Here is a 13,381-nt window from a genome sequence, read left to right as displayed (position 1 = left end):
CTGACATCGCGTGAATTCCGCCCGTTGTCTGACAAGAATGTCTGACATCGCGTGAATTCCGCCCGTTGTCTGACAAGAATGTCTGACATCGCGTGAATTCCGCCCGTTGTCTGACAAGAATGTCTGATATCGCATGAATTGCGCTCGTTGTCTGACAAGAATGTCTGACATCGCGTGAATTCCGCCCGTTGTCTGGCAAGAATGTCTGACATCGCATGAACTAGCCCCCGTTGTCTGACAAGAATGTCTGACATCGCATGAATTAGCCCCCGTTGTCTGACAAGAATGTCTGACATCGCGGGGAAAAGCTCCCGTTGTCTGACAAGAATGTCTGACATCGCATGAATTAGCCCCCGTTGTCTGACAACGTGTACTAAGAAAAAAAGGCTGCCGGATCTTTTCGGCAGCCTTCTGCTATGGCAATAGGATACTTTCCAGCTCTTTTACAAGCGACTTCCCTAAATCCACATATTCTTTCGGAAAGGATGCGTCTTTATCCTGCGGCTCAGAAAACTGGTTAAATGATGCCTGGAAGTTCCCGACTCTTGCGTGGTCATCCAGCCCAATCTGATATTTATGAGATAAAAGGTATGGACGCCCAAGCTTTACTGAAGTATTTTTCGAATCCAGTGCACCGGCTGCTGCTGTAAAAGGGAGCCTTAAAAACTGATAACCGACTTCATCGTCAATTTTATAATCAAACGAGCCTTTTTCATAATCCCAGCCTCCGCCAATCGAATACCCAAGCGGTTTAAGCTCCGTTTCCAGATCAAAGAGACTATACTGCTCCCCTTCGAGAGCTGAAGGGATTTCAATCATCGGATCACCTCTTTTTAGGATTAGGTTCTCCTTTTAACGGGGTTTCATGCAGCTGGCGGGTCAGCATATTGCGGCTGTAACTACCACTTCGCCCGCTGATCCTTTCGGTTCCAATAAAAAAAGCTGATTCCCGCAAGAATCAGCTTTTTTCCCTGAATTATTTCAAACGCTTTTCAAGCTCTGCTTTCTTTTCTTCGAATCCCGGCTTGCCTAAAAGAGCAAACATGTTGACTTTATAGGCTTCGACTCCCGGCTGGTCAAACGGATTCACACCGAGCAGGTACCCGCTCATCGCACAGGCAATTTCAAAGAAATAAGCAAGGTAACCGAAAGTGTACGCATCCATTGCCGGCACGTTTACAATCAGGTTGGGTACATCCCCGTCAGTGTGGGCAAGCATGGTTCCTTCAAATGCTTTTTTATTAACAAAATCCACATTTTTTCCGGCAAGATAATTCAAGCCGTCCAAATCGTTATCCTCTTCTTCGATAAGAAGCTCGTGCCTGGATTGTTCCACGTTCAAAACCGTCTCAAAGAGATCTCTGCGCCCTTCTTGGACATATTGTCCAAGAGAATGCAAATCGGTTGAGAAGTTAGCAGAAGAAGGGAAAATGCCTTTTTGGTCTTTTCCTTCACTTTCGCCGAATAGCTGCTTCCACCATTCAGAGAAGTATTGGAGACCCGGCTCATAGTTGATGAGCATTTCAATGGTTTTGCCTTTTGAATACAAAACATTTCTGACAGCGGCATATTGGTATGCAGCATTTTCTTCAAGCTCTGAGCTTGAGAAATCGTTCATTGCATCTGCTGCACCTTTCATCATCGACTCAATGTCGTTTCCTGCAACCGCGATTGGAAGAAGGCCAACCGCTGTTAGTACAGAATAACGGCCGCCCACATCATCAGGTATAACGAAGCTTTCGTACCCTTCTTCGTCAGCAAGCGTTTTGAGAGCTCCGCGAGCTTTATCAGTGGTTGCATAGATGCGTGTACGCGCCTCTTCTTTTCCGTATTTTTCTTCCAGGAGCTTACGGAAAATACGGAATGCCAGTGCAGGCTCGGTTGTCGTCCCAGATTTGGAAATGACATTGATCGAGAAATCTTTGCCTTTCAGCAGATCCATCAAATCCCTCATATAAGAAGAGCTGATGTTGTTTCCTGCAAAAATAACCTGTGGTGTTTTTCGGTCTTCTTTGGATAGTGCATTATAGAACGAATGGTTCAGCATCTCAATAGCTGCACGTGCACCAAGGTAAGATCCTCCGATACCGATAACGATAAGAACATCCGAATCCTCTTTAATTTTAGCGGCGCTTTTTTGAATGCGTCCGAACTCTTCTTTATCATAATTGACAGGAAGATCGACCCAGCCTAAGTAATCGCTGCCTGCACCTGTTTTTTCGTGTATGGAATGATGCGCTACTTTCACGAAATCGCGCAGGTATGTAACTTCATGCTCATTGAAAAAGGACAGCGCTTTGGAATAATCAAAACGAACATGTGTCATGGTTTCATCCTCCTATACTAAATTATTTGCCTCTTTCACTTTACCCAAACTAGTTCTTTAAATCAAGCATGCCCTTAGTTGAAAGCGATGCCATATATAAATTTTCCTTTTGACTCATTCTAAAAAGCTGTTACATTAGATAGTAAGATGGAAAATTTTCCTGATTTCCAGTTTTATCGGAGGGACCCATGAAAACGACAATACGATTAGCCACACAAGCGGACGCCTATAAAATGACACGTTACATAAAAAAAATCCTTGGTGAAACCCCCTATATGATAAGCGAGGCTTCTGAATATGAACCTTCCATAGAAGATGAAGAATATTGGATCAAACAAACGTATCAGGATGGGGGTATGATTCTGCTTGCCTTTTCCGGACGAAGCCTGGTTGGAATGCTTAATGTTAACCGGCAAAAACGAAACCGCAGGAACCATGTCTGCTCCTTTGGCATATCAGTAACTAAAAATCATCAGGGAAGCGGGATCGGCAAAGAGCTGATGCGGAGAATGATTGACTGGTGCAAAAATGAACGGGGTCTTGAAAAAATCACACTTGAGGTTTTCTCAAATAATGATATAGCTATACAATTGTATGAAAAACTCGGATTTATTGAAGAAGGCAGAATGCAAAAAGAAATTCGGTATGAAACGGGTGAATACGCGGATATGATTACAATGGCTCTATTCCTTTAAAGCCTGCCGATCCATTTTTGGCTCCTCTGCCCTATTATAAGAAAAGACCCAAGAAAGATCCTCATGGGAGCGGTCTTGGGTCTTCGTTCAATAGTGCAGCCTGATGACTCTCTTACAGGGAAGCTTGCAGGATGTCGACTACGTCTTTCTTTTGAAGCGGATTGAAACGGCCGAATTCACCGTTGATCATCGCTTTATCGGCCATTAAATCAATGTTTTCCTCATTGATATTGTAGTCAGCCAAACGGGAAGGCGCTCCGAGACTGCTCCAGAACTCCTGAAGTCTGCTGATTCCTTCTAGAGCCGTTTCTTCATCCGTCTTACCTTCCGGATCCACGTCGAATACGCGGACAGCAAGCTGTTTAAAGCGCGCTGTGTCTACATGGAGGTTATGCTTCATCCAGTTAGGGAAGATGATCGCCAGCCCGCCTGCATGAGGAATATCATAAACAGCTGATACGGCATGCTCTATGTTATGGGATGCCCAGTCTCCGGGAGCCCCCATTTGAAGGGTTCCGTTCAGAGCAATCGTGCCGTTATAAAGGATCGTTTCACGAAGCTCGTAGTTTTCCAGATCTTCAAGCAAATTTGGAGCAGCTTCCATCACCGTTTTCAATACGGCCTCGCACATACGGTCTTGAAGCGGCGTGTTGGAAGCACGGTTGAAATACTGCTCAAACACGTGGGACATCATGTCCACTATGCCATATACTGTATGATCCTTCGGAACAGTGAAAGTATTAACCGGGTCAAGAATCGAGAATTTAGGGAATGTAAGGGGGCTGCCCCATCCATATTTCTCTTGGGTTTCCCAGTTTGTAATGACCGAACCGGCGTTCATTTCTGAACCGGTTGCTGCTAATGTCAATACAGTACCGAATGGAAGAGCATCCTCCGGAGTATGTTTCTTCGTGACAATGTCCCAGGCATCTCCATCATATTTCGCTCCGGCGGCAATGGCTTTTGTACAGTCAATGACACTTCCTCCGCCAACTGCAAGAATAACCTCGACCCCTTCACTCTTACAGATGTCCACTCCCTTTCTGACAGTAGTCAGACGTGGGTTTGGCTCTACTCCTGCAAGCTCGGAAACCTCAGCACCTATTTCATTCAGGACAGACAGAACCTGATCATACAGCCCGCTTCGTTTAATGCTTCCTCCTCCATATACAAGCAATACTTTTTTCCCGTATTGAGGCAGCTCGGTTTTCAATTGGCCGAGCTGGCCTTTTCCAAAAATAAGCTTAGTCGGATTGTAATATGTAAAGTTTTCCATGTTAAAATCGCCTCCTCAAATTTACACCTGTATTATGGACCTCGGACCATTCACTTGTAAAGAAATGCGCCTCGGTAGTATCTGCTATATTGCTTCTTTCTATAGGGCTTTTTTCTAATTTCCGGATGTATATTTTTCAGCCCTTTCCGCACATTAACATTGAATCCATTAAACATCAGGAGGGAATAAAATATGAGTGGAATTCAGCGCGCAGCACTTGTACTTACCATTATTGGAGCTGTTAACTGGGGATTGATCGGATTTTTTCAATTTGATCTCGTAGCAGCCATCTTCGGCGGACAGAGTGCAGCTCTATCCCGCATCATCTATGGCTTAGTTGGAATTGCGGGATTAATAAACATCGGCCTTCTATTCAAGCCGGCTGCAGAACTCGGGCGCACAGAGCCAAAACCCGAGACAAGATAACAGCATTTTCCGGAAGCAGGGCACTCAAACGGGTGCCCTCTTTTTATTATTGGCAGGACATTAACATGCTTCCCCAGTCCTTTAGCACCTTCCACTGTTTTAGAAAGCACAGAGCAGGTTATAAAGTATTATGACGAAATGATACGAGGGCTGGAAGATGCAGAAAAACGATGCAAACCAACAGCAGAGGAAAAACGTAATACCTATTGTGGCCGTCCTGATGTCAGGCGCATTTATAGCGATTTTGAATCAGACCCTGCTTGCGACTGCCTTGCCGCACATTATGGAAGAACTGAGTTTATCTTCAGTTACTGCCCAGTGGCTGCAAACCGTGTTCCTTTTAGTAAATGGGATAATGATCCCGATAACAGCATTTTTAACTGGAAAGTTTACAACTAGAGCCTTGTATTTAAGTGCAATGGGTCTATTTGCGGCAGGTACGCTGATATGTGCTGTTTCCGGGGGATTTACGATGCTGATTATGGGCCGGATTTTACAGGGGGCAGGGGCAGGAATTATCATTCCGCTTATTCAAACGGTTCTGTTTGTTATTTTCCCGGTTGAAAAACGCGGTCAGGCAATGGGTTTCTTTGGACTTGTCATCGCTTTTGCACCGGCAATCGGACCAGTGCTGTCCGGATGGCTTGTGGATGAATACTCCTGGAGAACCCTTTTCTATGTCGTGCTTCCAATTGCTATAGTTGATATCATCATTGCATTCTTTATCATCACGAACGTAACAAAACAGACCTATCCGCAGTTGGATTTCCCTTCCATTGTGTTATCTACTCTTGGTTTTGGCGGGCTGCTATTCGGATTCAGCAGTGCAGGCAATACAGGATGGTCTAATCCTGCTGTCCTCATTACTCTTATAATCGGAGTGATTGCGCTGGTTGTCTTTATTACGAGACAATCAAAGCTGAAAGAGCCTATCCTGGAATTTAAAGTATTTCAGAACCGGATCTTTACCATCACCACCGGGATAGCTTCTATTGTGTTTCTCGTCATGATTTCAAGCGCAACCATTCTTCCGATCTTCATGCAGAATATGCTCGGCTACTCCGCTCTTAAGTCCGGTCTTATGCTCTTGCCTGGCGCAATCTTGATGGGAGCTCTTTCCCCTGTTTCCGGGAAACTGTATGACCGGATCGGGGCAAAAAAGCTTGCGGTTCCAGGGCTCGTCATTGCCACCATCACGACGTTTATGATGAGCAGCCTGTCCGTTTCCACCTCTTTCCTCTATTTAACATCGGTCAATGCTGTGAGGCTTTTAGGTGTAGGAATGGTCATGATGCCTGTAACGACAGCAGGTTTGAACCAGCTGCCAAAACATTTAATCTCGCATGGTACGGCGATGAATAATACGATGCGGCAAATTGCGGGATCAATTGGAACAGCAATCCTTTTTACTGTCATTGCCGCTGCACAAATGAATGCACCCGGGCAGGGTCCGGAAAAAATGATCCACGGTGTCAATGTCTCGTTTCTCGTTACAGGGTGTATATGTGCAGCCGGAGTCATCTTTGCCCTTTTTATTAAAGAGGAAAGAAAGGATCACGCCGATTAGTTCAATTTAAAAAGCATTCGGATAGGGCGTACGTGTTTTTGTCCGGGTCGGCGCTCCGAACGGTCTACGGCATGGAACGGGGACGAACCCAATGAGAAAAAAAGAACAGCTGCAGCGTTTGTGCTGCCCATCAGCGCGTTATTGTCCGGCTGCCAGTCACAGCAAAAGGAAAACATCGTCGGTTACGGGAAGACCGGTAACGAAAAAAACGTCCGCCTCGCGATTGAGCGTACTAGCGGTATCGAACACCTGAAAGAGATCAGCGCGTATGTCGCAACGATGAATAAGGATGCGGCTGAACCCCTTTATGAAAAAAAGAGCATCGACTATGTAGAAGAGAACCAAACAGTCACAATCAATTACTGCAAAAAAATAGGTAACCAACACCCGGTCTGGTGTTTCTTTATGGTATATTCTAAAATAAGTAAATTGAGGTTTATAATACCATTTACTCAAGATATAATTCCATTTGTTATATCAGGCTGAAAATGGATCGACTACGCTGACAGTTTTAAATGAAAATCTTTAAAAAAGCGGGTGAGAAGACTGAAATATTTTTTTATAATCTCATCATTATTTTTTCTGCTATTTGGATGCAATAGCAATGATTCACAAGACATTTCTAAAAAACTTCAAAATCCTAGTGACGATCGGACACTGGCAGGGGTTGCTTATAAAGGAAAGGAGGGCACCTGGTTAATTGAAGATGCAAAAGAAGTTAATTTGGAGGGTTACGATTTAGAAAAAGTAAGAAAAGTGTTCCCGAAAGTAATTGGTATCAATAATGGGAGCAAAGGGGTTCAATCGGGAGATAAGATAAAGATCTGGTATGATTTTATCCGAGAATCCACCCCCCCAAAAACCAACGTATTGAAGTATCAAATCTATTAGACAAAGGGGCAAAAAAAGAAACGGCTTCGGTTGTTACGAGGGAACAGGATGCCCGGTGTATTAATTCGCCCCGGAAAACCCCATGGCCCCCACTATTTAGCGCATACCACCATTGGTGCAGCCAATGGCATAATCATTGATATTCATCCAACGGCAGGAAACGTCAACGATTGTTGAACGGTTAAATGTGACGAAAGAAAAATTCAATTTTACGATACTAAAACCACGCAGATTCATCACGGGCTTTCAACTTTAGGGATCAATGGTTATATCAGTTCAACGGAATCCAATACAGCTTTTAAATGCCCAGGATCACTATTTATGTTCCAATCAAAACTCCTCCCTTTTCCGCATTTGGGTAGAAGTAAAAATGGAAACTTTGTCAAAACCTATGCCGCCAAAGTAAAAGACTGCAAGGGGTGCCCCCTTACGAAATCAGTGTTTCGGACAGACAGCCAGTAAACGAACAATCTGCCATCCAATTGCGCATGAATGGCTGGAAGCGAATGCCGAGAGAACCAAAACATGTGAGTACAAGAGGGTCCAAAAACTAAGAGGAATTTGGTGTGAGGGAACCTTTGGTACGCTGAAAACAAAACACAATCTATATAAGACGTATAAAAGGGGCATGAAAAAAATTCTTGAACAATGCCTCTTTTCAGCGATGGCAATAAATCTAAAAAGAATGGTAAAAAGATTAGTTCCAAAGGAGAGGAAATAGAGAAAAAACACACCCTAAAAAAGCAAAAAGAAGACAAAAGGGAAAGGAGACTGCGCTCCTTTCCCTTTTGTCAATAGCCCCGGATCACGGATGCCTTTTTTGCTTATTACTTTTTAGATTGTTCAATCCATTCTTCAAGCTTTTCTTTTAGCGTATTGAAGCCTTGAGCAGACTCACCGGAAGAATAAGACGATGATGCTGATGCAGCAGCTGCTTGTTTCTTTCTAGGCTGCTTTTTTGGTTCCGGACGCTCAGGAGCCTCTTGAGTTGCGCGGATAGAAAGGCTCATCTTCCCTGCTTTTTCATCAATGGAAAGGACTTTAACCTGAACTTCTTCACCGGTTTTCAAATGCTCGTTAATATCTTTAACAAAGCTGTGTGTCACTTCAGAAATATGAACAAGGCCCTGTGTATCGCCATCAAGCGCTACAAACGCTCCGTATGGCTGAATGCCTGTAATTTTCCCTGTATATACGTTTCCAACTTCATAAGTGGCTGTCATCATTAAACACTCCTAAAAAATTTATATTTCGGTCTACATACGCAAGTAAAGATTATATCATAACTTGTGTTATTTTTCAAAAATAAATAAAAGACTGCAGATGTCTCTGCAGTCTAATCCTTTTACTTCACTAAAACCCTGCTGCTTAAAGGGGTGCCGTCATTTTGGACTGTAAATGAGGACACGTTCTCGCGTTCAGAGTAAAGCTCTATTATTACGGATGGGTCTTGGGAATCTTGATAGTCTTCTTTTACATTCCGGACCTTATTTGACAAATCCAAGTAATCGTCTGAGGACTGTTCTGCTTTTTGTTTAAACTCACCGATTGAGAGCTGCTGATCTGTCAGGAGATAAGCCGTTTCGTAATCTTTCTCCTGCATCGCATATAAATATATTCTCAGGAATGCTTTTGGTTCGTTCATGAACATCCCTTTATAGGCAGGGACCGTTCCTAGTGAACGGATATCCTTCGTGTCCTTCAGTTTTTCGTACATTCCTTTTAACTCATCCGTTAATGGAAAGATGGAGAATGGCATTGTGCCCTTCGGCTTGTGCTCCTCTAAGAAGGGCGGTATTTCCGGCTGAATTCCTTCTTCCCCCTGGCCCTTTGCAAGCTCACCAGTTTCAAAAAGGGCATGATACTCTAAAATGGCTTTATGTGTAGCTGATGTCGGGTTCTCTTCCTTTATTTTCGTCATGCTCTCTTCGAACTGTTCGTTCAGTTCTCCTTCACCGCCTTGAGTATAAAAGCCGCTGGCAATATACATTTTCAAAAGAAACGAATATTCCTCTTTCACCTTTTCGATTTTTCCAAAGTTTGGATAGGTTAAAACAAACTCTTCAAGCTCAATCAATCTTTTGCCAAGCGCCCCGAAATCCTTCACTTCTCCATCAAATACGTATCGCTTATTTATAAATAAGCTGAGCCACTCCGACCCCTGGGAGGACAAGCTTTCTCCGAGTTTTTCCTCAATAAGCAGGTAGTCCGGCACAATGCCGACCTGCCCCTCCCCTTCATGGACAAAGCGGAATCCTTGGTTCCTTATTTCTTCTGTTTCCGCTTCATACCCTTTATAGGTTTTGTCATTCAATGATTGAATATCACGTTCAAAGCTTTCAGAATTAAACTTTATGCTGTCCCGAATTTCATCCCATTTCTCCATGTACCTTTCCTGGAGCTGATCCTGTTTGGAGAGAAGGAGGAGCAGTTCTTCGTCTGGTATTTCTTCACCATTCTTGGCTTTTTTCTCTAAGGCTGCCATTTGATCTTCAAAGCTTGAGACATGAGAGGTGATTTTATCCATCAATCGGCCACTCTGATTTGCAAGCTCCTTCTCGCTTTTAAATGGTTTTGCTGCAAATTCCTCAATATCCAGGCTGACTTCTTGCACAAAAGGATACAAGTCTGCATCTTCTGTGCCCAGTTTATTTTTAAGAGGCTTTAAACGCTCATTATAGTCAGTCCTGGCTTCTTCGGTTTGCTTTTTAACCTCTTCTTTTGATGGAGGGCTCTGAGCCGTCATTCCCGGGTTAGTTCCGCCTGGAGATGGTCCGGCTTCATTCGTCAGGATTTGAAAGGATAACAGGCCTCCTATGAGCATGACCCCGGCAAAGCTCCCCGCAACAGGCAGGCTGAAGAAACGAAACCGCTGTTTTTTCCCTTCTGCCTGAAAAACGTTCCGGGTGATATCCTCTGCAGCTGTTTGGGCCGGCAGTTCTTTATATGCCACGCTGAGCTTGCTGAGCCTTTCTTCAAAAGCTTTTTCATCCATGTGTTTCACCTTCTTTCTTCTCCACGTCTTCCAGTGCTTTTTTCAGCATTCCTTTTCCTCTTAAAATTCTTGTCTTCACAGCAGAAAGACTTAATGAAAGAATTTCAGCAATTTCCTCGTATTTTTTTTCATGAAAGTAAAAAAGAATAATGGGCACCTTATATTTCTCATCAAGCTTCTGAAGGCATAGATGCAATGCCCGGTCGGTTTCATTTTTTAAAATAGCAGCTTCTACTGCCGGATATTCGTTAGTTTGTTCATTTTGCAGCTTAAAGATTTTTTTAACAGCGGACGCCTTCTTTCTCGCCGCATCTCTCGTTACATTTAAGGTTATCTTATAAAGCCAAGTTGAAAACTTCGCTCTTGAAAATTGATCAAGAAACCGGTATACCCTGATGAAAACCTCCTGGGTAATATCATCAATATCGTCCCGCCGGTTTCCGAGCTGGTAGGCAAACCGTTCCACAACCGGCCGGTTTACTTCCACCAGCTGCTGAAATGCTGCCCTATTGCCCTGTTTAGCCTTAGCTACCAGTTCTTCCTCCTCCATGAAGTCCCCCCCTTTCGCCTGTATAACGGACCTTTCCGCACAAAAGTTTCAAGTAATGCTCACAGAAAATTCAATTTCAATAAGGAAAATAAAGGATATTAAGAGGTAAGATAGAAGTAAGAAAACACACTGATAAATGGGGGATTAAAAATGAAAAAAACCGGAGAAACCATTAAGTATTATCGTGAAATAAGAGGGATGACCCAGCAGGAACTCGCTGCTAAAGCGAGACTTGGGAAAGCCTCCATAGAAAAGTACGAAACGGGGGAAATCATTCCCGATACCGCAAGTATCTTAAAACTCTCTACAGTTTTAGATGTTCCGGCATCTGAGCTGCTTGAACACAGTTCCCCGGCAGCCCCCGGTTATGACCAGGAGCTGGATCTCCTCATCAAAAAAGCCGGGGTTAAAAAGGCAAAGCTTGTACTCAGAAAAATAAACGAAATCTCCGAAGAAGACTTTTTGAAAGTCATGCAAATGCTTTTCGAAAAAAAAAATAAAAAAAGTGAATAAAAAAGGTTTATACGTATAAGGAGGGGGGAATACTAAAACCATCAAAGGCTTTCTAGTATTCCCCCCTTTTATTTTTGACAAAGCGAAATCGCTTTGTCCTTTTTTTTGCTTTTATATTCCTCTATTTGAGGGGTTATACATAACGGTCAGAAGCACCCGGAGTTGTTCAAACCCCGGGACTCCATGCCGGAAATATCCCCGAATTAAAAGTCCTGCAATGTTTTCCACTTTGAGACTGAGCCCTGTCTTCTTTTCATAAATGCCGACATTCTCTTTAAAGCTTCTTCAAGCTGAGAAAGCGATGAGGCGTAGGAACAGCGGATGAACCCTTCACCAGATGGACCGAATACGTCTCCCGGAACGACAGCTACTTTTTCTTCGAGCAGCAGCTGCTCTGCGAATTCTGCCGAGGAAAGGCCGGAATACTCAATTGACGGAAAGGCATAAAACGCTCCTCCGGGAGTTTGGCAAGGATATCCCGCTTCATTTAAAGACCTGACAAAATAATTTCGCCTTCTTCGATAATCCGTCTTCATTCGCTGCACATCTTCTTCCCCGTTTTTGAGAGCTTCAATGGCCGCATACTGGGACATAGTTGGTGCACACATCATCGAATATTGATGGATTTTCAGCATGGCCTGCAGCAACGGAGCGGAGGCTGCAGCATAGCCCAATCTCCAGCCCGTCATCGCAAATCCTTTAGAAAATCCGGAAATGGTGATGGTTCTTTCCTTTAATCCTTCAAGGGAAGCAAGACTTGTAAATTCTTCATCGTATGCAAGCTCAGCATAGATTTCATCCGAAATGGCCAGAAGATCATGCTTTGTCAGGATGGTTGACAGTTTCTCCAAGTCCTTCCTGCTAAGCATCGCACCTGTCGGATTGTTTGGCGAGCATAAAAGAACGGCTTTTGTTTTGGAGGTAATCGATTTTTCTATCTGATGAGACATGGTTTTAAAGCCATTGTTGGAATTGGCGGAAACATATACCGGAACTCCTCCAGCCAGCTTTACAAGCGGGCCATAAGCGACAAAACAAGGTTCTGGGATAATGACTTCATCTCCCGGATTAAGTACCGCTCTCAGTGCCAGATCCAATGCCTGACTTGCTCCAACCGTAACCAAAATTTCCTGTTCCGCATCAAAGCTGACATGAAATTTCCGCTCAAGGTAATGGCTGATCTCTTCCCGTAATTCCAGTAAGCCGGCGTTTGCGGAATAGGAGGTATGGCCATTTTCAAGGGAAAGAATGCACGCCTCCCTAACACTCCAGGACGTTACAAAATCCGGTTCTCCGACCCCCAGTGAAATAACGCCCTCCATACTTGCTGCGAGATCAAAGAATTTACGAATGCCCGAGGGCTTTAGGTCAGATACAGCTGCTGATAAAAAACGGGAACTATCCATTACGGAGTAACCACCATCCGTTTATCCTCTTCGCCTGTATCAAAAATTCTTCCATCGTGCTTGTATTTTTTTAAAATAAAATGCGTGGTTGTAGAGAGAACCGAATCAAGAGCAGAAAGCTTCTCAGACACAAATCGGGCAACCTCGGACATCGACCGCCCTTCAATGACAACGCTAAGGTCATATGCCCCGGACATAAGGTAAACCGACCGAACCTCTTTAAACCTGTATACCCTTTCGGCGATTTCATCAAAGCCGACTCCCCGCTTTGGAGCCACTTTGACATCAATCATGGCTGTTACACCTTCATGACCGTCCACTTTCCTCCAGTCGACGGTTGCAGCGTAGTCAATAATGATTTTTTCTCTTTCCAATTTATTTATAATCTGCTCGGTTTCTTCCATCGAAAGTCCTGCCATTTTTGAGATGGAGTCAACCGGGAGCCTGCTGTTTTCTTCAAGTATCTCCAATACCTCAGTTTCCATTTTACTCAGTTTCATGTATATCCCCCCAGTATAAAATCTTCAGAACATTATAACATGAATAAACCATTATGATGACTGAAAATTCTGTTTTCATTACGCCCATACGGGGTATTTTTTACATGAGTGGACAGGCATCGTCGGGACACAATAAGAACAAAAGCAGAAGGCGCCAGCATTCCGTGCCTGAGCTTAACATTAAATGAAGAGGCAAAATTTTTCTTTTTCGGACAGGTTTTGCCGAATGAAACGAA

14 protein-coding genes and 1 pseudogene are annotated in these 13,381 nt (G+C 43.8%); 7 read left to right on the top strand and 8 right to left on the bottom strand.

From position 1 onward, the window contains the following. Nucleotides 1–414: 414 nt before the first annotated feature. Together ACQCVE_RS10125 and ACQCVE_RS10120 are read right to left on the bottom strand one after the other, a co-directional pair. Complete coding sequence (locus ACQCVE_RS10125; RefSeq protein WP_426842576.1) at nucleotides 415–819, bottom strand: YugN-like family protein; 405 nt, start codon at nucleotides 817–819, stop codon at nucleotides 415–417. Nucleotides 820–976: 157 nt separating this feature from the next. Continuing rightward, entirely contained in the window at nucleotides 977–2,326 is a 1,350-nt protein-coding gene (locus tag ACQCVE_RS10120; protein ID WP_426842577.1) for a glucose-6-phosphate isomerase, read from the bottom strand. Between the two features lie 188 nt (nucleotides 2,327–2,514). On the opposite strand from ACQCVE_RS10120, the gene ACQCVE_RS10115 reads away from it, so the two are divergent. Beyond that, on the top strand, nucleotides 2,515–3,021 hold the full coding sequence (locus ACQCVE_RS10115; RefSeq protein ID WP_426842578.1) for an N-acetyltransferase family protein: 507 nt from the start codon (nucleotides 2,515–2,517) through the stop codon (nucleotides 3,019–3,021). Between the two features lie 112 nt (nucleotides 3,022–3,133). Here ACQCVE_RS10115 and ACQCVE_RS10110 read toward each other — a convergent pair whose 3' ends face one another. Continuing rightward, the gene (locus ACQCVE_RS10110) at nucleotides 3,134–4,297 is read right to left on the bottom strand and encodes an iron-containing alcohol dehydrogenase (RefSeq protein WP_426842579.1); all 1,164 of its coding nucleotides are present in this window, start codon (nucleotides 4,295–4,297) and stop codon (nucleotides 3,134–3,136) included. 192 nt (nucleotides 4,298–4,489) lie between these two features. On the opposite strand from ACQCVE_RS10110, the gene ACQCVE_RS10105 reads away from it, so the two are divergent. The 5 genes and pseudogenes from ACQCVE_RS10105 to ACQCVE_RS10085 form a co-directional block, all read left to right on the top strand. Beyond that, the gene (locus ACQCVE_RS10105) at nucleotides 4,490–4,723 is read left to right on the top strand and encodes a DUF378 domain-containing protein (protein ID WP_426842580.1); all 234 of its coding nucleotides are present in this window, start codon (nucleotides 4,490–4,492) and stop codon (nucleotides 4,721–4,723) included. Nucleotides 4,724–4,880: 157 nt separating this feature from the next. Further along, nucleotides 4,881–6,290 carry an MDR family MFS transporter gene (locus ACQCVE_RS10100; protein ID WP_426862649.1) on the top strand — a complete coding sequence of 470 codons (1,410 nt, stop codon included), beginning with the start codon at nucleotides 4,881–4,883 and terminating at the stop codon, nucleotides 6,288–6,290. Between the two features lie 120 nt (nucleotides 6,291–6,410). Beyond that, on the top strand, nucleotides 6,411–6,776 hold the full coding sequence (locus ACQCVE_RS10095; RefSeq protein ID WP_426862647.1) for a hypothetical protein: 366 nt from the start codon (nucleotides 6,411–6,413) through the stop codon (nucleotides 6,774–6,776). A 51-nt stretch (nucleotides 6,777–6,827) separates the two neighbouring features. Then, nucleotides 6,828–7,181 carry a DUF3221 domain-containing protein gene (locus ACQCVE_RS10090; protein ID WP_426842583.1) on the top strand — a complete coding sequence of 118 codons (354 nt, stop codon included), beginning with the start codon at nucleotides 6,828–6,830 and terminating at the stop codon, nucleotides 7,179–7,181. 430 nt (nucleotides 7,182–7,611) lie between these two features. Beyond that, a pseudogene (locus ACQCVE_RS10085) lies at nucleotides 7,612–7,902 on the top strand (transposase); the annotation flags it as partial. A gap of 106 nt (nucleotides 7,903–8,008) precedes the next feature. Here ACQCVE_RS10085 and yugI read toward each other — a convergent pair. The 3 genes from yugI to ACQCVE_RS10070 all read right to left on the bottom strand — a co-directional run bounded on the left by yugI (nucleotide 8,009) and on the right by ACQCVE_RS10070 (nucleotide 10,726). Then, on the bottom strand, nucleotides 8,009–8,404 hold the full coding sequence (gene yugI / locus ACQCVE_RS10080) for a S1 domain-containing post-transcriptional regulator GSP13 (RefSeq protein WP_426862645.1): 396 nt from the start codon (nucleotides 8,402–8,404) through the stop codon (nucleotides 8,009–8,011). Nucleotides 8,405–8,526: 122 nt separating this feature from the next. Further along, on the bottom strand, nucleotides 8,527–10,176 hold the full coding sequence (locus ACQCVE_RS10075; protein WP_426862643.1) for a hypothetical protein: 1,650 nt from the start codon (nucleotides 10,174–10,176) through the stop codon (nucleotides 8,527–8,529). After that, on the bottom strand, nucleotides 10,169–10,726 hold the full coding sequence (locus ACQCVE_RS10070) for an RNA polymerase sigma factor (RefSeq protein ID WP_426842585.1): 558 nt from the start codon (nucleotides 10,724–10,726) through the stop codon (nucleotides 10,169–10,171). Before ACQCVE_RS10070 ends, ACQCVE_RS10075 begins: the two co-directional genes overlap by 8 nt. A 150-nt stretch (nucleotides 10,727–10,876) precedes the next feature. On the opposite strand from ACQCVE_RS10070, the gene ACQCVE_RS10065 reads away from it, so the two are divergent. Next, nucleotides 10,877–11,239, top strand: coding sequence for a helix-turn-helix domain-containing protein (locus ACQCVE_RS10065; protein WP_426842586.1), 363 nt, complete (start codon nucleotides 10,877–10,879; stop codon nucleotides 11,237–11,239). A 203-nt stretch (nucleotides 11,240–11,442) separates the two neighbouring features. On the opposite strand, the gene ACQCVE_RS10060 is transcribed toward ACQCVE_RS10065, so the two are convergent. Next, complete coding sequence (locus ACQCVE_RS10060; RefSeq protein ID WP_426842587.1) at nucleotides 11,443–12,645, bottom strand: aminotransferase; 1,203 nt, start codon at nucleotides 12,643–12,645, stop codon at nucleotides 11,443–11,445. Further along, entirely contained in the window at nucleotides 12,645–13,145 is a 501-nt protein-coding gene (locus ACQCVE_RS10055) for an Lrp/AsnC family transcriptional regulator (RefSeq protein WP_426842588.1), read from the bottom strand. The genes ACQCVE_RS10060 and ACQCVE_RS10055 overlap by 1 nt, the downstream gene beginning before the upstream one ends. Between the last annotated feature and the right edge of the window lie 236 nt (nucleotides 13,146–13,381).

This window comes from Metabacillus sp. 113a (assembly GCF_050107635.1).
In the GTDB taxonomy this organism is placed as follows: Bacteria; Bacillota; Bacilli; order Bacillales; family Bacillaceae; genus Metabacillus_B.
This window is presented reverse-complemented; position numbering and strand designations above follow the sequence as displayed.